Here is a 22,527-nt window from a genome sequence, read left to right as displayed (position 1 = left end):
AGTGAAAACGGCCGATGAGTGACTATTGCTCATCGGTCGCTTTATTGATTGGAACTTGGTTTAGTTTCCATATTTTTGAGGCATATTCTTGAATGGTACGATCACTTGAAAACTTGCCTGAATAAGCGATGTTCGTCACACTTTTGTTTAACCATGTAGTCCGATCACGATAAGCCTGCTCGACGAGTTCATGGATTTCAATATAAGGATCAAAATCTTTCAGTACAAAGTACGGGTCATTGTGATATAAAATGTTATAGTAAATATCTTTAAACTCTATTTCCTGGGAGCCAAATACTCCTTCATTTAATTGATTCAAGATCCGCCTTACACGTTCATCTGTGTTGTAAATGTCCCTAGCATTGTAACCGCCGTATTCGTAATATGCTAAAACTTCATCAGCCGTTAATCCGAACATAAAAATATGCTGGTCACCGACAAGGTCACGTATTTCAATATTTGCTCCATCCATCGTGCCGACCGTTAAAGCCCCATTCATCATCATTTTCATATTTCCAGTCCCGGAAGCTTCTTTACTTGCAGTAGAAATCTGTTCGCTAATATCAGCTGCTGGAATAATTTTTTCTGCCAGGCTTACATTATAGTTTTCGAGAAAAACGACTTTTAATTTTCCAGCGATATCAGGATCATAATTCACAAGTGAAGCAACTGTGTGTATTAACTTAATGACTTCTTTTGCCAAGTGATAGCTCGGAGCTGCTTTTGCACCAAAAATAAACGTTCTTGGAGTAATGTCCAATGTTGGATTATCTTTTAATTCATTGTAAAGGTAAATGACATGAAAAATATTTAGCAACTGGCGTTTGTACTCATGAAGCCGTTTAATTTGTACATCAAAAATCGAATATTCATCGACTGCAATTCCTGTGCGATCGTAAATAAATTGTGCTAGTTCTCGTTTATTATGAAGCTTCACTTTGTCGACTTCCTCTAAAAAGGCTGAATCCTTTGAATATCGTAGCAGACTAATTAACTGATTTGGACGTTGAATCCAGTTCGTACCAATGACTTCAGTAATTAACCTAGATAATCCTCGGTTAATTTGAAGAAGCCATCTTCGATGGGTAATGCCATTTGTTTTATTATTAAATCGATCTGGGAAAAGGCAGTAGAAATTTTTCATTTCTTTTTTCTTAAGAATCTCTGTATGGAGACGTGCGACCCCATTTACGCTAAAGCTGCCTACAATAGCAAGGCGAGCCATATGAACTTGGTCGTCTGCGATAATAGCAAGCTCAGGAATCACATTTCTTAACTCGGGATGGTCAAACCATAATCCTCGACAAAATCGTTCGTTAATCTCATTAATAATCATATATATACGTGGAAGAAGGCGTTCTACCATTGTTTTTGGCCATTTCTCCAAAGCTTCAGATAATGTTGTATGATTTGTATAAGCGATCGTCTTGTTTGTTATTTTCCATGCATCGTCCCAACCATAATGTTCGTCATCCATAAGCAAACGCATTAATTCGGGAATGGCGAGGCTTGGATGTGTATCATTAATTTGAATGACGACATGTTCTGGAAGATTTGTTAACGGTCCACGCTGCTGTTTTTTATATTGGCGTAAAATATGTTGAATACTCGCTGAAACGAGAAAATATTGCTGTTTTAACCGGAGCTCTTTCCCCTCATAGCTTGAGTCATCCGGATATAAAAAGCCGGAAATTTGCTCAATAGAATGTTTATGATCCAAATGATGATAATATTGAGATTGTTGACTCGTCAAATAATCTTTTTCACGAGTAATCGATTCTGCACTCCAAAGACGTAATGTATTAACCGTCTCATTCTTGTAACCTACGACAGGGATATCATAAGGGACGGCCATCACTTGATCGGTGTTTTCATATCGAAACTCAAGAGAACCATCGATTCGCTTATGCATATGTACGTCACCGCGAAAATGGATTTTGAAACTCTCGTCTCCTTTTCTCGTTTCCCAGGGGTAATCTTCTTTTAACCAATAATCAGGCAGTTCAATTTGGTGTCCGTGAATAATTCTTTGCTCAAATAATCCATAGCGGTAACGAATACCGCAGCCGTGTCCCGGATAATTCAAAGATGCTAACGAATCGAGAAAGCAGGCAGCTAATCGGCCAAGCCCGCCATTACCTAATCCAGCGTCATGTTCATGTGCATACACACGTTTAGGCTCGAAGCCTATTTTTTTTATTGCTTCATTCGTTACATCGAGGAGTCCACCATTCAATAAATTACTTTCAAGGAGACGTCCAACTAAAAATTCCATTGATAAATAATACACTTGCTTTACTTTTTCTTTTTCATAAGTGTCACTTGTACGAATCCATTTGTGCTTGATTTCATCGTTAACAATCGATGCAACTCCAACGTATACATCTCTTTCTGAAGCTTCGTCTATCGTTTTACCACTAACAGTTTCGATCTTGTCAGAGATCCGTTTGATAAAATCATCGACATGATGATTGGTCAATTCTGTGTCACTCCCTTTATCCCGCAGACAGTTTCATATAGGTGTTTGTATTCTTTCGCTGATTGCCGCCAGTCATATTTGACTTTGTTCACATTTTTTGCGAGCTTTTTCCAATGTTGTTCATCATGATAGATTGCGAGGGTGTATTTAAGAACAGCTAACAAGTCATGAGCGTTATAGTTTGTAAAACTAAAACCGTTACCTTCTCCAGTATTTTCATTATAAGGAATAACAGTATCTTTTAACCCTCCTGTTTCTCGAACAATCGGAACTGTTTTATATTGGAGGGCAATTAATTGAGATAGTCCGCATGGTTCAAATTTTGAAGGCATGATGAAAAAGTCACCACTTGCATAAAGCTTGCGGGAAAGTGCTTCATTAAATGTAAGTTTAGCGACAACTTTTTCAGAATATCGGTGGGCTATATATGAAAAATAGTCTTCAAATTCAGCCTCACCAGTACCGAGAATGACGAACTGAACATCATCTTGTAAAAACTCTTCTAAAATATGCTGAACGAGGTGGAGCCCCTTTTGTTCAACTAAACGAGTGACCATTACGTATAGCGGTGTTGATTCATTGATTGGGATTCCTAACTGTTTTTGCAGTTCTACTTTATTTTCTTGTTTCTTTGAACGAGAATAACGGTAATTCACATCTACATGAGGGTCTTTCAATGGGTGATATTCATCCGTATCAACTCCATTTAAAATCCCAATGAAGTCTACTTGGCGATCTTGCAAAACAGGGTGAAGCCCTTCGCTAAAGTAAGGATCTTTTAGCTCTTCTGCGTAAGTTGGACTGACCGTTGTAACTTTATCTGCATGGAAAATTCCAGCTTTTAAACAATTAATCATGCCATCCCACTCCATTCCGCTAAGGTGTTCAGGTGGAAGACTGAATAAATCATCATACATCTCATTTGGGATAACACCTTGATATTTCATATTATGAATCGTAAAAATTGTTTTTAAATGTTTAATAGGCTGATAAATTTTTGCAAAGGCGACAGTCAGCCCTGCCTGCCAATCATGGGCATGTAGAATATCTGGAACGATATCCAAATATTCAAGTGAAGTGATGACTGCTTTACTAAAAAACACGAATCGTTCTCCATCATCGTAATAACCGTAAACACCTTTACGGGTGAAGTAAAAAGAATTAGCGATAAAATAATACATTATTCCTTCGTGATCGAGTGTGTAGAGCTCAGCTGTTTGGTTGCGCCATCCTACTTCTACTGGAATAATCGCTTTAAACTTCATTTCATTTTTCCATTCTTCTGCGATCTCATCGTACAAAGGGAGTATGACACGTACGTTCATCTTTTCATTCGTCGATAAAGCACTTGGGAGAGACCCGATGACATCGGCTAATCCTCCTGTCTTTATAAATGGTGTACATTCTGAAGCGACATATAAAACATTTTCCATCCGATCTCTGCTCCTTTCAATTTTTATTCAGTGAAAAAGAAGTTACTGTTATAGCAAAGCTGCATCGTCGATGACCAAGGTACTTCCGTTTTTCTTAAAGAATAAGAAAGTAAAACACTCTATCTCTCGATAGATGTCTAGCTTCAGTACCTATCGCCTTGAGAAACTTCCTTCATCTCGTCTACGATAAGTCGAAAACGAAAGACAAGCTTTCGATTCTCCTTTATCTCACTCAATTCAGTCCAGTTTTCTTCGTCGATGACCAAGGTACTTCCGCTTTTCTTATTACATGACTTTTCGTTTTGCGACGACATATGGTTGTTCTTTGCATCCGATCAATGTCTGACCTTCGGTAATTCTGACATCTTTATCTAATATGACGTTTTCTAAGTAAACATTTGATTCGATCGCGCACCTTTGCATAATAATTGAATTTTTTATTTTTGCTCCTTCTTTCACTTTTACACCACGAAACAGCAAGCTGTTTTCCACTTCACCATGAATGTCACAGCCATTTGCAATTAAAGAAGAATGAACTTCTGCTTGTTCGCGATATTTCGTTGGCGGCTCGTTACTTATTTTTGTAAGGATAAATGGTTTTTTGTAAAATAAGTTCCGATAATTTTCTGACGAAAGTAGTTTCATATTGTTACGATAAAAGCTTTCAATAGAATTAATAAAAGCAGAGTATCCTTTATGTTCAAACGTTTGTATCTTTAACTTATCGATGTTTTCAATAAGTCCATTTAACAAAATATGATCTTTATTATAGGCGATACAGTCATTGACTAGTTCCATTAATAGTTTTTTATTAATGATGTACACTCCGGTAAAGAGAAGCGGATTATGAGAATCATTCGTCACCTTCGTTACCCAATTTTCTTCATCTTTTTCTATTCGTAAGTATGGTTGGTGTTCAGATTTTAAATTTTCAACAGTCGTTGTAATAAAGGTAATATCGGCTTTTCGTTCTAAATGAAGTTGAAAGGCTTTTTGATAATTACTGTTAGAAACGAATTGACTGCCGCTCACTAAAACGAAATTTGAATTGCTACGTTCAAAAAAATCACGGTTATTATGAAAATGCCTGAGGTCTCCTTTGGAAACATCTGTCGGATCATTCCAATCTGGCGGGAGTATGAACAATCCACCGTGTCTTCGGTCTAGTTCCCAGTCAGCACCTGTACCGAGGTGGTCCATTAATGAACGGTATTTTTTCCTTGTAAAAATGGCGATTTCTTGAATATGTGACTTCACCATGTTTGACAATGTAAAATCAATGAGTCGGTACCGTCCGGCAAATGGTACAGCTGCTCCACAGCGGAAATAGGTAAGCTCATTTAAAAAGTCATGTTCATTTTCTAAGTTAATTAGTCCCATCATCGATTCCATTTTTAACTCCTCCCTGCAGGAAACATTTATGATTTCGACATCATTAGTTCTAAACTATTTTGGTCGATTACTAACGGTTCATGATCAGACGGAGATGTAATATGAAGACCTTCAGGAATCTCCGTATTTTCCATTACGATTGCACGTTCTAATGTAGCGTTTTTTCCTATCTTTACATTAGGATGCAAAATTGAATATTTTATAGAGGCTCCATCATCGACGGATACATTCGTAAAAAGAACTGAATGATGAACAGATCCGGAAATCCAGCACCCTGAATTAATTAATGAATGGGTGACGACCGCATGGCTTTCTATAAACTGCGGTGGATAATTTGTATCGTGAGAAAATGTACGCCAGTTTTTATTATTCAAAGAGAGGGATAAATCTTCTTCTAACAAATCCATATTTGCTTCCCAGTAACTTTGTACTGTCCCAACATCTTTCCAATATCCTTCGAAGCGGTAAGCAAACAATTTTTGTTCATTTTGCAGCATTGCTGGGATAATATCTTTACCAAAGTCGTGGGCTGAATCAATTTTTTTATTGTCCTCAATTAAATATGACTTTAAGGTTTTCCAGTTAAAAATATAAATTCCCATAGAGGCTAAGTTACTTTTCGGGTTCTGTGGTTTTTCGTCAAACTCATAAATCTGCATCGTATCAGTCGTATTTAAAATTCCGAAACGTGAGGCTTCTGCCCATGGAACTTCCATGACAGATATCGTTGCATCCGCACCTGTTGCTTTATGTTGGTACAACAAGTTTTGGTAGTTCATTTGATAAATGTGATCTCCTGAAATGACTAATACATATTCAGGATCATACTGTTCGATAAAATGAATATTTTTATAAATGGCATCCGCAGTTCCAGAATACCAACTGCCTCCTTCTTTTGCTGTGTATGGCGAAAGAATTGATACTCCATCGTACTGGCGGTCTAAATCCCATGGTTTGCCTATGCCGATATGCTTGTTAAGCTCGAAAGGAGAATATTGTGTAAGAACACCAACGGTATGAATTCCTGAATGAGTGCAATTACTTAATGTAAAATCAATGATTCGGTATTTCCCACCGAAATGAACGGCAGGTTTTGCTAATTTCTTTGTTAATAATCCAAGACGTTTGCCTTCTCCTCCAGCTAATAACATTCCGACACATTCTTTTTTCATTTCATAACCCCCTTGGTGATGATCAATGTGATAAGTTGTATAATGCCCAGAGTGTTTTGAGAATTACTTTTGCCTATCCTGTCATTCTCCAAGGCGGCGTTCCGCCGCACTTTCCTCTGAAGCGAATTGCTTACTCGGGTTCTTTTTGTCTTCTATTTGAACAGTTCTTTTAAATATGGAGACAGCTAATGGCGGGATTTTTATTTTTATATGCTGATCAAAACCGTGCCATCTTTTAGGAAAGCTAAAGTGACTTCCTTCGTTTAGTTGATTAGATCCTGCATACATTTTTGCGTCAGAATTAAACACTTCCAGATAAGTTCCGGGTTTAGGCACTCCGATTTTATAATCGTAATACACGTTTGGTGTGAAATTGCATACAACAATTAATTCATTATGAGTGGAAGAACCTCGTCTTAGAAATGTGATAATACTTTGATCAGGATTATGAGGATCAATCCATTCATAGCCGCCAGGGTTGTGGTCACCTTCATATAAAGAGGATTCTTGTAAATAAAATTGATTTAAAGCTTTGACATATTCAAACATTGAGCGGTGTAAAGGATAATCTAGCAAGTGCCAATCAAGTTGTTCCTTGTCTTTCCATTCTGCATATTGTCCAAATTCACCGCCCATAAATAAAAGCTTTTTTCCAGGGTGAGTCATCATATATCCATATAATAAACGTAGGTTAGCGAATTGCTGCCATTGATCACCTGGCATTTTATCGAGTAAAGATTTCTTCCCATGGACGACTTCATCGTGTGACAAGGGGAGAAGGAAGTTTTCTGAGTACGTGTACATAATGGGAAATGTCAAATTCTCGTGATGCCATTTGCGATATACTGGATCACGTTCTATATATTCAAGCGTATCGTTCATCCAACCCATGTTCCATTTGAAGTTAAAACCTAGTCCGCCTAAATAAGTAGGTGACGTGATTAATGGCAAATCGGAACTATCTTCGGCCATCATTAGTGTGTTTGGCTTATAATGAAAAATAATTTCATTTAATTTTTTTAATAATGCAGTTGCTTCAAGGTTTTCTTCACCCCCGTAATAGTTATATATTTTTTCATCTTCCGCTTTTTTATCGAAATTTAAGTAGATCATACTGGCAACTGCGTCAACTCTTAAACCATCTATATGGAACTCATCAAGCCAGTAAAGGGCATTTGAAATTAAGTAGCTTTGAACTTCAGGTCTTCCGAAATCAAATGTTAACGTTCCCCACTGCGTTTTCTCCGCTTTTCTCTCATCTGCATATTCATATAACGGAGTACCATCAAATAGTCGCAGCCCTTGCTCATCTTTACAAAAATGCCCAGGCACCCAGTCTAATATGACTCCAATATTCTCCTGATGACACTGATCAATAAAAAATTTAAAATCATCTCGATGGCCGTAACGGGATGTAACTGAATAATAGCCAGTTTGTTGATAACCCCAAGATAAATCAAATGGGTGTTCTCCGATTGGCAGGAGCTCTATATGTGTATAGCCTAGAGATTTGACATACGGAATGAGCTCTGCTGCAAGTTCTTTATAGGTTAAAAGCGAGCCATCATCATGTTTTTTCCACGAGCCTGCATGAACTTCATAGATATTGATCGGTTCCGAGAGCGGGTCAGATTCTGCTTTTTTTGTTGTCCAATCAGCATCATCCCATACGTATGAAGAAAGCGGTGTTGTCACAGATGCAGTTGCAGGTCTAAGTTCAGATTGAAATGCATAAGGATCTGCTTTTAATTGCTGTATTCCTTTTGGTGTCGTGATTTCGTATTTGTAAGCAGCTCCGCTTGGAATTGATTCAAAAAAGCGAAACCATATTCCTTCAGCATTCACTTTTCTTAATTCATAGCCAGAGCCATCCCAATTGTTAAAATGACCGACAAGACGAACTTGAGCAGCATTCGGTGCCCAAACTGAAAAGCAATAGCCTTTCTTTCCATTGAATATTCCTTCATGGCTACCGAGAAATCTGTAGCTGTAGTAATGGGTTCCTTGGTGAAATAAATAGAGATCCTCTGCAGAAATGTGATCATTCATATGGTCCTAAAACTCCTTTCGCGCGCAATGGATAGAAGAATGAATAAGAATGAATAGTTGTCTCATTGTATTTATATACGTTCGTAAAATAATGTTAAGTTAAAATTAATATGTATTGAAAAATAATTTATATCATTTTTTAAAATTAATGATTATTTATTATAACGGAAATTACGGTACATTTATTGCAAAAGTTTATGACAATTTCAACAGGGAAATAGGGGGTTATGTCACTTTGTGACGAAGAAATTATTTGATTATAGTAATGCATATATATACGGATTTGTAGAATGTTTTTGTTTTAATGAAACGGAATAAGTTTATGATGAAAAAACATGTTTTCGCAATGACAATAAGCGGCAATTGAGTGATACGGATTGAATGGAAAGTGAATAAAGTAAACATATAATGACATTTGATGAAAAGAGGAATGTCCTGTGTCTGTACAAGTAGCATGGTTAGATGGCGTCCACGAAATTATAATTGATTCTGATCAATTAAAAGGAATAAGAATTGGTGATAAACCGATTGTAAGATATGGAAAAAAGGAATTTGCTGCTCATTTCGAAGGTTATACTGAAAGAGATGAAGCAAAATTTTCAGTAGGAAACGAACTCCCATTAGGAGAGGAACTCGTACTATATATAGAGAGTAAACGCTTTCAAATCTATCCTAGGAAAGTGATTCATACAACTTGGTTTGAAGAGAATTATACTGCTGCAAATACACAATTGGGGACTTTATATAGAAAGGAAGCTACATCATTTACAATATGGGCACCGATAGCAACTTCGGTAAAGTTATTTTTGGATAATAATATTTTTTACATGAAAAAATTATCAAGAGGTGTTTGGAAAGCGGACATACTAGGTGATTGGCACGGGGCAGTCTATGAATATGAGCTCATCGTTAATGGGGAACTGGTTCGTGTAAATGATCCTTATACGAAAGGGATGTTAGCGAACAGTGAGAAAGGGGTTGTCATTGATTTAGAGCGTACAAATTCTCCTTTTATCAATAACCAGGAAAGGCCTTCATTAACACGTGCTCAAGATGCAGTGATTTATGAATTACACGTTCGAGATGCATCGATTCACGAAAACAGTGGTGTAACACATAAAGGAAAATTTTTAGGGTTGGCTGAAAAAGAGACAAAGACAGCGAATGGTTACTCCACCGGACTTTCTTATATAAAGGAATTAGGTGTTACACATGTTCAATTGTTACCGATTAATGATTTTGCAAGAGTCGATGAAAATGATCCAGCTCAACATTACAATTGGGGATATGACCCACTGTTTTTTCAAGTACCAGAAGGAAGCTATGCAACAGATCCTAATGATCCAGTAGCGCGTATTCGTGAATGTAAAGAAATGATTGCAGCTTTTCATGAACTACGTCTTGGTGTCATTATCGATGTTGTGTTCAATCACGTATTTATAAGAGAAGAATCTCCTTTCGAAAAAATTGTACCGGGTTATTATTTTAGGTATCATGCTGACGGGACAATTAGTAATGGGACTGGGGTTGGGAATGATCTTGCCACAGAGAAAGTGATGGTTCAAAAGTTCATCATTGATACAATTGACTATTGGCTTACTGAATATAAAGTAGATGGGTTTCGGTTTGATTTAATGGGGGCGATTGATCTTGATACGATGCAAAAAATAGAACACCGTTGTTCAATGGAAGAGTCGAAAATCCTCTTGCTAGGCGAAGGATGGGACCTTCCGACTGCATTACATCATTCATTAAAGACGACAGCGAATCAGTCGAATCAAATTAAGGGGATTGCGTTTTTTAATGATTTTTTCCGTGATTCGCTAAAAGGACATTTATTTAACTTAGAGGAGAAAGGATTTGTTAATGGAAGTGGTCGTTTTAGTGAAAAGATGCCTCATCTCGTGACTGGCTCGGTTTTGGATATGTATGGAGAACCATTTGTGTCGCACGTATCTCAATCTGTTAACTATGTAGAATGCCATGACAACCACACGTTATGGGATCGGCTGCAACATTCAAACTCTAACGATAAGGAGTTTGAAAGGAAGCGAATCCATCAATTAGCAACCGGACTGACGCTATTAAGTCAAGGCATCCCTTTTCTTCATGCGGGTCAAGAGTGGTTCAGGTCGAAGAAAGGTGATGGGAACAGCTATATTTCAGGTGATCATATTAACATGCTCGATTGGGGGAGACGAGAATTAGAAGATAAAACGATTGAATTTATTCGAACGTTAATAAAGGTTAGAAAAACGTATAACGTTTTTCGTTTATCGTCTAAAGAAGAGATACAACATCATATTCATATGTTAGAGACAGAGGGAACTGTATTCGGCTTTACTCTTTTTGATGCCTGCGAAGACCTTGCAGTTTATGTTAATCCAACATCAACGATGCATAAGCTTCGATTACCTTCAGCAGGCACATGGGAAATTCTAGCATCCAATTCAGAGCCTACTAGGAAAACACACCAATTTATAGGAGAATTCGGTTTTATTGATCATTATGAGCTGTTAGTGATTAAAAAAAGCCGGTGTAGTAACTAGAACCTTTCTATTTGTCTGTTTCATCGTTTTACTCACTTGTGAGAGTGCATGACTTGAAAATGCCGAACAGCTTTTGAACCAGGGGCAGTATCTCCTGGCTCAAAAGCAATTTCCTCTCATAGAATTATGAAGCATCTTTTAATTGTTTTTTTGCTATTTTAATCGCTTCTTTGTATTTGTTTCTGTCACTCGTGCTGATTTTCTTATCAGCATATCGTACTGACTGATACGTATGTAATATGATGTGTTTTACAGTATTTTCAACAGGAAGTCTGAACATCCATTCAGCCAATGTTTCTGAATATCGTCGGCCATACCCGTGTTTAGCACAATTGACTTCTAATTCGTACAATAATTTTCGCACTTCATTGTTTGATAGAAAGCGATTTTTTATTTTTTCAATGAAATGAGGAGTGTGTACAGGTTCAATAGCAGAGTCTGTAGACGATTCTTTCGCTTCATCCTCATTTTTAAAACGCCATTTCATTTTAATGATGTAGATAAAAGCGATAATGAGGAGAATACTTAATACAATCCAGTAAAACATCATTGACCCGATAAACGTATCATCTACATTTGTTTGTCTCATTTCTTCAATGAATTCGCCATAACCATCATAGATTTGTTCACTCTCGTCACTTGCTCCCCCTTCATCTTCTCTTCCAATTAATCCGAAGCTATAAAGGATGGGGCGTGATACTACATAAGACAGTTGTACGATTAAACCGACAATAGAAAGAAATAACGCCTTAACAACAGGGGATAGCATTCCTAAAAAAACTGAAATGCTGCCCAGTCCAATGATCGTGCCGATTAGCCATTTTAAGTATGAGCTTGATCGTTCATTCTCCTTGGAGGTTTTAAAAATAGCATGTACGGCTTTATACAGTAAAACGAATAGGAATTGAGTGAAGATAATGACAATAAAAAAGTAATTTGAATCGACTTGGTAAAACAACAGATAAAATAAAAGGCCAAATCCAAAAGTGAATGAAAACAGTTTTAAATCATGATCTTGTTCCGATTCTTCATAAAGTGTTAAGACTCGCCAAAATAAAATGACTGACAGGAGTGCGGCCAGATAGTATTCGAACCCTAAAATCATCCCTAAAAGAAAGATGAATGGAACAGCTGCAGCAGTATATTTGACTGATTTCGTTTTTCCGACTATGAGCCTGTAGGTACAGGCACTGACAATACATATGATCATAAATGGAATTAAATAAGCGGCAGTCCCTTCAAAGATATAAAGCGCATAAATGATTAAGTAAACGAACGTCATTTCGATAAGGAAGAACATCCAGCGGGAAACTTCAGTTTGCCAAGGCTTCATGGCGGTCACCTCCACTGTCTTGAAGGTTATCATCTGTTTCAAAGAAAGGTATGCGGTGAATCTGAAGACCAAGCTGTTTGGCCAACGAGTAGTATGACCCTTCTTCCTCTCCAAATGTTCCGAAATGGAATAAAACAGAATAATGACCAGGGTCTGATACAATAGAAGAGAGCGCCTTGTCAATCGGTGTTGTCATATTTGCCTTTCTGATTCGTGACAAAATTTCTAACGCTCTCATTAAATGTCTTTTCCCGTGACCTGCGGGGAGGTAAAGACCGATTGTTGAATTCGGAATTCTTAAGTTGACATAAAGGTCATAATGAATATTATTTTTTGTCGCAAACTGACAAGCAAAAGCAACTTGACTGAGCACTTTCTCTAACTGTAGCAATGTTGGCTGTAAAGGGTTCTCATCGCGAATGTTCACAACAAATGTCCAGCGTGAAATCGTCACTTTCTCGTATACTTTCGTTTGCAGTTGATCAGTACGTGCAGATGCTTTCCAATTAATTCTGTTAAATGGATCACTTGAGACGTATTCTCTAGTACCACGCGTAAGCATCGTTTCCTCATGTAATGAAAAATGCTGAGGCTGATATCCTCGTTCGTTCTGTATTACTTTTGCCAATGAATCTACAACTGTAAATGAAGGATAGACAATCGCTTCTTCACGAAACGGACCTTCATATTGCATTCGTACAGCGTTTATTTTAAAGAGGTCATAAATGACGACTTCAATAGAGCGTACTTGGGCAATCCCTCTTTTCTGTGCTCTTATCGGTATTAGAAACTCTCTTTTCGTTAAAGGAGGGAGAGAAAAGGCTTGTTGATACGTAAAGTTATTCTCTTCAAATTGTCGATTATTCATCACTTTTATTGACTCATCGGAGTCGTACAAGTTAAACCACCATTTTCCACTTATAATCGGTATTTTACCGACATTTTCAAAAGGAATAACGAGTTCACTTTCATCATTCGGAAACAACCTTTTCGTTTGTGAATGGTTGATTACATGAATTTGCTTTTTAACGTAAGATAAATACCATTTATTCAGCAAAATGATAAAGGCGAAAAAGAAGGCGATACTTAACAATAAAATCTCATTTGTCATTATTCCTAAAATGATTAAAAATGGAATCGCAGCATTGAGAAGGTGATCAAACTTTGCTGAATCTACTTGATGACGCCAATGCTTCCTCATTTGATATTCCCTGCCTCAACGGGTACTTCAACTTTATTCTCAACAATGGTATGTAAAACGTCTTCTTTTGATTTTTTCATCGAGCTGTCAAGGGTTAGGACGAGTCGATGGGCAAGAACGTATGGAGCGAGTCGTTTTACATCGTCAGGAATGACGTAATTTCTACCGTGTAAATAAGCGAGCGCCTGTGAACTATACATGAGTGCAAGTGTTCCTCGCGGGCTTACTCCGATTTCGGTATCCTCTGATTCTCTTGTTGCTTGAACAATCGCTAATAAGTAGTTTTCTACGGTGTCATTTACAGTCACTTTTTTTACCTCTGATTGCATTTGTTTAATATCCTCTAATGTGATGACAGGTTTAATCTTATCAATTGGTGACTTTTCCTTATACATTTTTAACATTTGCTGCTCTTCTTCAACAGTTGGATAACCGGCACGAATTTGCATTAGAAACCTGTCCATTTGTGCTTCTGGAAGATAGAAAGTTCCTTGTTGTGATTCAACCGGATTTTGAGTCGCAATCACAATAAACGGTTCAGGGAGCTGGAGCGTTTCCCCATCAATCGTCACTTGTCCTTCTTCCATCACCTCAAGTAAACTTGACTGTGTTCTCGGTGTTGCACGGTTAATTTCATCCGTTAATAATATGTTTGTCATGACTGGACCTGGACGAAGTTCAAAATTTTTATCTTTCGGATTAAAAAATTGAATACCAGTTACATCATTTGGCAGGACATCCGGAGTAAATTGAATTCTTTTAAACGACGCATCGATACATTTTGCAATCGTTTTTGCAAACATGGTCTTTCCTGTACCTGGAACATCTTCTAGTAAAATATGTCCCTTACTTAATAACGAGACTAACATCATTTCGGTCATTTGTTCTTTACCTACTAACACATTACTAATTGATGTAGTGATAGATTTCAAGATATTTTGTTGCTTGTTATTCACATGAAGTCCCCCTTGTATATGTACTAATATTTTTCTTTTTATTGTACTTCAATATTTCGTGAAAGTGTCGAATAATTTTGAAATTAACGAGCTTAATTTTACAATTAAATGACAAAAATTGAATGGAAGATCATTTATTATACGAAAAAAGTATTCAGATAGTTTCAAAATATTTGTAAAATATAAGGGATATTTCCTTATAGTGTTCATTTAAAAGATGGAGGGTGAGTCATGGGTACCGTGGGTTCTCAAAAATTTATTTCGGATTGCGAAATAATTATATTTGTGTGAAAATAAAGAAAATATCGCATTGGAGGACAATTATGTTTAAAGAACAGTTTTATGAACAGTTAAAAGAAGTAGCAGCAATCCAAGGTAGTCCTGGTCATGAAAAACACATTGTTAGGAAGTTAGTCGATTTATTCGAACCATATTCAGACGACCTTGAAATTGATCATATGGGCAATATTTATGCATATAAGAAAGGGAGTCATCCGGGTCCGAAAATCATGGTATCTGCTCATTCAGATGAGATTGGCTGTGTTGTCAGGGATATTGATGAGAATGGTTTTATACGTATCGAACGTACTGGCGGGATGCTTGAAGCTCTCATGATCGGAAGAAAGGTAAATGTAAATGGACATTTTGGAGTGATTGGTGTAAAAGCCGGACACCTTCAAACTATGGAAGAACGCAAAGTTGTGCCGTCCATCTATGACTTATATGTTGATGTCGGTGCATCATCACGTGATGAAGTTTCAAAGCTTGGTATAACAATAGGCGATCCAATTACATATATTAGTGAACTAGAACGTTTTACAAATACCGATTTAATTTGTGGCAAGGCGATTGATAACAGGAGCTGCTGTATTCTGTTGTTAGAGCTGTTTAAGGCATTGGATGAAAAGGAGTTTTCAGGGACAGTAGTTGGGGTTATTGCTGTTCAAGAGGAGGTAGGGTTAAGAGGAGCAAAAACAGCTGCATATAAAGTAAATCCAGATTTTGCTTTCGTATTGGATACAATTCCATGTGCAGATACACCAGACAGCATGGGAACTGGATATCCTGTCGGGATTGGTAAAGGTCCGGTCATCCCTGCACTAGCCGGCGGAGCAGTCAGAGGAAATATTATGTCTGCACAAATGAAGGAATTGATCGTACAAACTGCGGATAATGAGAAGATTCCGATTCAATTAGCAGTCATGAGCGGTGCAACAACTGATTTAGCAGCTGTCCACTTAGAACGAGAAGGAATTTTAGGAGGAGCAATTACGTTTGCAAGGAGATATTCGCATTCACCAGTCGAGGTAGCGAACTTAACTGATTTTGAACAAGGTTTACAACTATTAAAATCATTGATTCTTTCACAAAATGATTGGGGGAGTATGTCCTTTATTTAAGCGGACAATCGTTCAGTTAAACAACCTTTTATAAAAAGAGCAGTATCGAGGTCATACAGGACTCTATGTCCGCTTAAAATATTTCTTTATTCGATCATTGTCATTTTCTGGTTACAGATAAAGTGATGGTGGGGTGGTTAAATGATATATGAAAAGTTTATCGTTATGTTAAAAGCAACTGTTTTATCATTGATCGTAATTCCTTTGGTCCTTGCAATTGACCTTAACAGTCCTTTTCAACATTTCAGTTTCGAAAATTATCTGCAATACTTTTTATTCTTTGCTATTATAGGAACGTTGTTAATGTTTGTTTTTGGGTTTCCGACAACGATGTTAGCAGGGGTTATTACAGAAAAACTTACTGGAAAAATAAGATTCTTTGTAAATGTCATATTTCATATTCTTATTGCTGCATCCATTGGATATATCCTTTTTAATGAAACTTATTTATTTATCGTTTTGACTATATTAGTTGCAACAATTGTCATCGTATTTGATGAAGTGAAACGATTGAAAAAACCGACTCATAAAGTGATCCTTTCATTATCTCCGATTCTATTATTTTTCTTATTATATTCTTTGTAAATCACAGGCTCTGCCTGTGAAAATAAATCTTTAAGGATTGTATTCGTGATCTCTCTTTAAAAGTAACGAATAATCGAAGAAGTGAATGCCACGAAGCAGCTCGACTGCTTTTCCTACCGCCAAGGGACTCGAAATCTTCTCTTGACGGTCCTTTTTCTGCTTTTCCTACCGTCAAGGGTCACGAAATCTTCTCTTGACGGTACTATTAGAGAAATCAGCGAAGAGTCGCTCGTTGCTCCTGCGGTTACTCGTCGCACGAAAAGATATGCTCCTGCGGTTACTCGTCGCACGAAAAGATATGCTCCTGCGGTTACTCGTCGCACGAAAAGATATGCTCCTGCGGTTACTCGTCGCACGAAAAGATATGCTCCTGCGGTTACTCGTCGCACGAAAAGATATGCTCCTGCGGTTACTCGTCGCACGAAAAGATATGCTCCTGCGGTTACTTGTCGCACGAAAAGATATGCTCCTGCGGTTACTCGTCGCAGTAGCTTTTGCTTGTTTTCACCTCAGGGCACAAGTGCGACATCCGCTCTTGCGCAACTTCTCCATGCTTTGACGCAACTTCAAGCTCGAAGGGTATCTCAACTCGCCGTTTTTCCGTAGGAAAGAGCATTGCTTCTTCGAAATACACCGATTTGTCTCGACGGATAATCGGCAGAGCCATACTAGTAGAGGAAGAGACAGTCTCAGTATCTTCCACCTTTTGATGATAACTTTATTTGCGTCATGTCATTTATGATCTTAAATGATGGATACGAAATGAACATAAATATCTTTGATAACAAAAGCCCATTTCCATTTAAATGAGATAAAATGAGCTGAGATACAACTTCCCACAACGTTTTTTCTGCTATTAGCATGTCATTTAACTATTATCATGTACTCGAAAGAGCGCTAGGCGGTGACTCAGGCGGGAAAATCAATCGTCGAAAATCCCCTAAGTGCCACAAGGTGTGACACCTAGGAAGTTGAGGCATTGCCCACAGCAAAGAAGACACTACGAATGCAAACGAAGTGCAGCACGAGTAGATGTCGCACTTGTGCTTTGGAGTGAAAGCGTCCGCCTATAGCGATTTCGAATGCTATTTGATGATGAAAAGGGATATCCTCGAAAAACTCACGGACCAAATTAAATAAAGTCCCTTAAGGGGCTCTGGTGGTTAAGTGAAATTAAAAGGGGCTAGACAAAACAGTATCAAATTAAGTAAAAAACGGTGTCCATTATCGCTTTTTGATAGTTGGCACCGTTTTGTTGATTTAAAATAGGTTGATGAAACTGTCAAGCGGTGTACTTTCTCAAGTTCACCGCCATTAGGGCAAACCCTATTTCGTTTTTAACCTGTTCTTTGCCCCTCACCGACATTCGGGTGAAATGCAAATTAGCCTTCAGAAATCCGAAGACAGGCTTTTAGATAGGCAAAGGGATAGAATCGCACCTAAATATAAAAACAATTGAGAGTAAATTAACGGCAAATTTGCTCTTTTTTTCTCATAGATACGAAACAAGTTGTCGAGCAATGGTCGTTAAGTTTCACTGAAGAAGTTAGAACCTGATTTTAATAGGAACAATTAACACTTGGTATTAATTGCAAATACTTGTATAATAAAACTATTCTTGAATGCGTTAACATATAGAGAAGGGATGAGGGGATGAAGAAAAAGAGAGTGGCTTGGGTTACAGATAGTACTGCCTTTTTGACAGAGGATTTAAAGAATCATCCTGATGTGTTTACTTTGCCTATCGGTATTATTTTTGAAGACGGGGCATATGATGACGGGATTGATTTAACGACAGATCAATTATATGAACATATTCGGTCAAATAAGGAAGTACCGAAAACGTCTCAGCCTTCTGCTGGGAGGTTTGCACAATTATATGAAACACTTAAAGAGGATTATGATCAAGCGATTGCGATACATATTTCTAGTAAATTGAGTGGGACATTAGACAGTTCAACTTCAGGAGCAAAAATGGCGGAGTTTGATGTGAAGGTGGTCGACTCTCTTTCAATGTCTTATGCCATTACAACGTTATTGGAAAAAGGAATGGAGAAGGAAAGGGAAGGGAACTCTGCAGAAGAAATTGCAAAAGACTTAAGAAGCGAAGCGGGAAAATCTGAAAACTTCATTTTACTCGGAAGCTTAGAGCAATTTTATAAAGGTGGAAGGATGACAGGAGCACAATACTTATTAGGGAATCTTTTGCAAATTAAACCGGTAATCCGAATTAATAAAACTGGTGAATTTAAATTGTTTCAGAAAATCCGTTCTGAAAAGAAAGCTGTGAATAGATTAATAGAGTTGCTGAAGGAATCGTATGATACATATGTCATCAAGCAAGTAAATATTATGCATGGAAATGTTATGGAGGAAGCACAAGAACTAAAAACGAAGCTGAATGAGCAAATGCCGGATTTGAAGGTGTTTATTGGTGATATAAGTTCTTCGATTGCCGTACATGCTGGTGAGGGGACACTTGCATTAGTGTGGCACAATGAATATAAGAAGTAGTCGATAAACGTTGCAACTATGCAGCGTTTCTTTTGTTTTAATAACTAGAAGTGGTTAATGATACTAGATTGATTAAAAGTCAGAAAAATATGATAATATAAAAGGACTATGCAATGATCGAATAAATAGGGGGGAGATATTGTGAACGCTCGTCACGCTCACACAATTCATCGACATTGTCATCATGTTGTCTGGGATCAAAGCATTGAACCAGCTCTATCTGTTTCTTCAGGAAAAAGTGTTCATTTTGAAGTTTTAGATGCTTCTGGAGGACAACTTTCAAAAACATCAACATCAGAAGACGTTCCACTTTTAGATTTTGCAAAGGTGAACCCAGTAACAGGTCCTGTTTATATTGAAGGGGCAAAACCAGGTGATACGTTAGAGGTTGAAATTGAAGGATTTGGTCCGCAGAGCTGGGGCTGGACAGCGATTATACCTGGTTTCGGGTTGTTAAACGATGAATTTATTGATCCATACTTGAAAATTTGGGACCTTGAAAAAAATAAGAAGGCAGAGTTTCTACCTGGGATTGAACTACCTACTAACCCTTTTCCCGGTACGATCGGTGTCGCGCTTCCTGAAGCAGGGGCGCATAGTGTTGTTCCTCCAAGAAAGAATGGTGGGAATATGGATATTCGTCATTTAACAAAAGGTACAAAGCTCTATCTTCCTGTATGGGTTGAAGGTGCACTATTTTCAGTAGGAGATACTCATGCTGCCCAAGGAGATGGTGAAGTTTGCGGAACAGCTATTGAAGCGCCTATGGACATTCAGTTACGATTTAAGCTTCATAAAGGAAAGCAAATAAAAGAGCCTCAGTTTACGACTCCAGGCCCTTTAAAATCAGGGCAAAGTGAAAAAGGATACTATGTGACAACGGGTTATGGTGAAGATTTAATGATTGCAACGAAGAAATCAATCAGCTATATGATCGAACATCTGATAAGTGTATATGGATTAACTGACAATGAAGCTTATGCATTGTGCAGTGTGGCAGTTGATGTGAAAATTAGTGAAGTAGTCGATGTGCCTCATTATCTCGTATCTGCGTTTTTACCATTAGATATATTTAAATAATCAAGTATGTCAAAGTCAGCTAGTTGTTACGTTATGGCTGGCTTTTTTCAATGGCAAGAATTAATAGAACGGAGGTAGATGTCAAGAGGATGGTAATTAAAACATGAGACCGTAACTGATGAGAATAACTGTTATACATTGAAGAATATTCGTAAGCGAGAATCATATTAGAGTGAAGCGCATTTTCGAGCGGCAAACTTTTCGTGAAATGATGAAGTTCTTTTGAATCCTCTCGTTTTCCTACATCATACCCTTCAACAACGATCTTCTAACCTTCGTCCATTATAGCTATATGTTATCCGTAACGGGACTCCTTTCCAAACCCTTGGCTTATTGTACCTTTTCCCCAATGCTCTCCAAATAATATTGGGTCAAAAAACTCTCGTTTAATTCCTGTCCACTCTTTGATTGTTATAACTTTTATGAATGGTGTAAATTAATTGGTGTCTCGTTTTTCAGGCATCAATTTCTTTTCGTTATGTAGAGTGCGGTTTAGATTGTTCATACGGATCCTTTCATTTCAAAGTTTTTGGATACGGCACATACACTAAAGGTTCGGATAAGTGGGTGTACGGGTCTGGATGTTTTCCCGAAAATATTGTATGGCTCACTAGTATTGTCTTATTTGTTTTATCTGGTATAAAAATAACAAAGTATTTCATTTTTACTATTGGCAGCAAAATAAATTCTCCCCTATTTTTCAATTGGAAGGTTGTTAAAATTCAGTAATTGTGCTGTTTTACTAATGGTTAGAGAGAACCTTCCACCCCTTATTCCATCAATATCTTAAATAATGTCACTTTTAAATGTGACAAAGATGTGACATGGAAAGATAGAAGTGCCATCTTCCCGTTGATAGAATGAAAGCGTATTCAATTTATATTCTGAAAATTACGAAATGGAAGGGGAATCGGAATGAGAAAAAAATGGCTATTGAGTTTAGGTTGCATGTTGACGTTTTTTCTGGTTGCTTGTAACGGAGAAGATGGAGAGGTTACTGCTGATCAAGAAAATACGCCTCCAGCTCCTGGGGGAGGAGATGATACCGCATTTGAAACGGATCCAGATGCACTAACGATTGCGACGGTAAACAACCCTGACATGCAAATCATGCAAGATATGGCTCCGGAATTTGAAGAAGAGTTTGGTATTGATGTTGAGTTTATCGTTTTACCGGAAAATGAACTGCGTCGAACAGTAACTGAGGACGTGGCACTAGGCTCTGGTCAATTTGATATCGTGACGATTGGTACGTATGATGCACCCATTTGGGCAGCGAATGAATGGGTAGTTTCTTTAGAGGATCACTTTGCTGGAATGAGTGCTGAAGAAGCAGATACATATGACAGGGATGATATCTTCGACTCGTTAAAAGATGCTCTATCTTATGAAGGTGAACTTTATGCGCTCCCGTTCTATGGAGAAAGCAGTATTTTATATTACAACAAGGAAATGGTTGAAAATGCAGGAGTAGAAGTGCCACTCAACCCTACTTGGGAAGAGGTACGTAATATCGCTGCTGCGATCCAAGAAGCAAATGATGTACCAGGAATTATCCTTCGTGGTTTACCTGGTTGGGGAGAAATGTTTGCTCCGTTAAATACAATTGTGAATGCTTTTGGTGGTAAATGGTATGACACGGATTGGAATGCACAATTAACGAATGATGAATTCGTCGATGCGATTGAATTTTATGTAGACCTAGTAAATGACTATGGTCAATCAGGTGCAACAAGTACAGGGTTTACAGAAGCGTTAACGTTGATGTCGACTGAGCGTGCTGGAATGTGGTATGACGCAACTGTAGCTGCAGGTTTTTTAAATAATCCAGATGACTCAGATGTCGTTGATAAGATAGGTTATGCATTTGCACCTTCTCAAGCAAAGGAAGACAATGGCTGGTTATGGGCTTGGTCTCTAGCAATTGGTGCAGCGAGTGAAAACAAAGACGATGCCTTTAAATTTATTACTTGGGCTACAAGCCGTGAGTACGTAGAAAAAGTAGGTGAAGAAAAAGGATGGGTTGTTGCACCGCCTGGAACACGTCAATCTACTTACGAAAATCCTGAATATCAAGAAGTAGCCCCTTTTGCTGAGATTGTTCTTGAGTCGATGGAACGTACAGACTTTAGAAATCCAACGGTTGACCCTGTTCCGTATTATGGCATTCAGTATGTTGCTATTCCAGAATTTCAACAGCTCGGTACAGAAGTGAGTCAAGAAATTGCTTCCGCTCTTGCAGGACAGCAATCTGTACAGGAAGCTCTGGAAACGGGGCAAGCAATTGCTGAACGAGTTGCTGAAGAAGGCGGATATAAAAACTAATAGTTTAACGTGTTGGTTACTAAGTTGACATGATGTTAAAGGAGAGGAGAGGAGGATCA

The 22,527-nt window shown here is 37.8% G+C and carries 15 protein-coding genes; 7 read left to right on the top strand and 8 right to left on the bottom strand.

Features of this window, described 5'->3' with window-relative positions; translation table 11 throughout:
- Positions 1-22 precede the first annotated feature (22 nt).
- From CD001_RS22720 to glgB, 5 genes are all read right to left on the bottom strand, one after another.
- Positions 23-2,479 (bottom strand): glycogen/starch/alpha-glucan phosphorylase, encoded by a 2,457-nt coding sequence (locus CD001_RS22720; RefSeq protein WP_096189888.1) that lies wholly within the window; start codon positions 2,477-2,479, stop codon positions 23-25.
- Positions 2,476-3,912, bottom strand: a complete 1,437-nt coding sequence (locus CD001_RS22715) for a glycogen synthase (protein ID WP_096189887.1) — start codon at positions 3,910-3,912, stop codon at positions 2,476-2,478. Before CD001_RS22715 ends, CD001_RS22720 begins: the two co-directional genes overlap by 4 nt.
- Before the next feature lie 285 nt (positions 3,913-4,197).
- The gene (gene glgD / locus CD001_RS22710) at positions 4,198-5,304 is read right to left on the bottom strand and encodes a glucose-1-phosphate adenylyltransferase subunit GlgD (RefSeq protein WP_096189886.1); all 1,107 of its coding nucleotides are present in this window, start codon (positions 5,302-5,304) and stop codon (positions 4,198-4,200) included.
- A gap of 26 nt (positions 5,305-5,330) precedes the next feature.
- On the bottom strand, positions 5,331-6,476 hold the full coding sequence (locus CD001_RS22705) for a glucose-1-phosphate adenylyltransferase (RefSeq protein WP_096189885.1): 1,146 nt from the start codon (positions 6,474-6,476) through the stop codon (positions 5,331-5,333).
- An 81-nt stretch (positions 6,477-6,557) separates the two neighbouring features.
- Positions 6,558-8,525, bottom strand: a complete 1,968-nt coding sequence (gene glgB / locus CD001_RS22700; protein WP_096189884.1) for a 1,4-alpha-glucan branching protein GlgB — start codon at positions 8,523-8,525, stop codon at positions 6,558-6,560.
- A 437-nt stretch (positions 8,526-8,962) separates the two neighbouring features.
- On the opposite strand from glgB, the gene pulA reads away from it, so the two are divergent.
- On the top strand, positions 8,963-11,074 hold the full coding sequence (pulA, locus tag CD001_RS22695; protein ID WP_096189883.1) for a type I pullulanase: 2,112 nt from the start codon (positions 8,963-8,965) through the stop codon (positions 11,072-11,074).
- A gap of 124 nt (positions 11,075-11,198) precedes the next feature.
- Here the strand turns inward: pulA and CD001_RS22690 are convergent, their stop codons facing one another.
- Genes CD001_RS22690 through CD001_RS22680 form a run of 3 tightly spaced genes read right to left on the bottom strand, consistent with a single transcriptional unit; the run spans position 11,199 to position 14,564 of the window.
- Positions 11,199-12,407: a hypothetical protein gene (locus CD001_RS22690; protein ID WP_096189882.1), complete on the bottom strand. Its 1,209-nt coding sequence runs from the start codon at positions 12,405-12,407 to the stop codon at positions 11,199-11,201.
- Entirely contained in the window at positions 12,388-13,608 is a 1,221-nt protein-coding gene (locus CD001_RS22685; RefSeq protein WP_096189881.1) for a DUF58 domain-containing protein, read from the bottom strand. The genes CD001_RS22690 and CD001_RS22685 overlap by 20 nt, the downstream gene beginning before the upstream one ends.
- Positions 13,605-14,564 (bottom strand): AAA family ATPase, encoded by a 960-nt coding sequence (locus tag CD001_RS22680; RefSeq protein ID WP_257009908.1) that lies wholly within the window; start codon positions 14,562-14,564, stop codon positions 13,605-13,607. The genes CD001_RS22685 and CD001_RS22680 overlap by 4 nt, the downstream gene beginning before the upstream one ends.
- Positions 14,565-14,887: 323 nt before the next feature.
- On the opposite strand from CD001_RS22680, the gene CD001_RS22675 reads away from it, so the two are divergent.
- The 6 genes from CD001_RS22675 to CD001_RS22650 all read left to right on the top strand — a co-directional run bounded on the left by CD001_RS22675 (position 14,888) and on the right by CD001_RS22650 (position 22,468).
- Complete coding sequence (locus CD001_RS22675) at positions 14,888-15,964, top strand: M42 family metallopeptidase (protein WP_096189880.1); 1,077 nt, start codon at positions 14,888-14,890, stop codon at positions 15,962-15,964.
- 141 nt (positions 15,965-16,105) lie between these two features.
- On the top strand, positions 16,106-16,549 hold the full coding sequence (locus tag CD001_RS22670) for a hypothetical protein (protein WP_096189879.1): 444 nt from the start codon (positions 16,106-16,108) through the stop codon (positions 16,547-16,549).
- 193 nt (positions 16,550-16,742) lie between these two features.
- Entirely contained in the window at positions 16,743-17,108 is a 366-nt protein-coding gene (locus CD001_RS22665) for a hypothetical protein (protein ID WP_142303630.1), read from the top strand.
- A gap of 1,094 nt (positions 17,109-18,202) precedes the next feature.
- A complete protein-coding gene (locus CD001_RS22660) occupies positions 18,203-19,063 on the top strand; it encodes a DegV family protein (protein WP_096189877.1) in 861 nt (286 codons plus the stop codon).
- Between the two features lie 141 nt (positions 19,064-19,204).
- Entirely contained in the window at positions 19,205-20,143 is a 939-nt protein-coding gene (locus CD001_RS22655) for an acetamidase/formamidase family protein (RefSeq protein ID WP_096189876.1), read from the top strand.
- 915 nt (positions 20,144-21,058) lie between these two features.
- Positions 21,059-22,468, top strand: coding sequence for an ABC transporter substrate-binding protein (locus CD001_RS22650; protein WP_257009907.1), 1,410 nt, complete (start codon positions 21,059-21,061; stop codon positions 22,466-22,468).
- Positions 22,469-22,527: the final 59 nt, after the last annotated feature.

Origin of the sequence: Evansella halocellulosilytica, assembly GCF_002335745.1 — a bacterium.
Lineage (GTDB): Bacteria > Bacillota > Bacilli > Bacillales > Salisediminibacteriaceae > Bacillus_CA > Bacillus_CA halocellulosilytica.
This window is presented reverse-complemented; position numbering and strand designations above follow the sequence as displayed.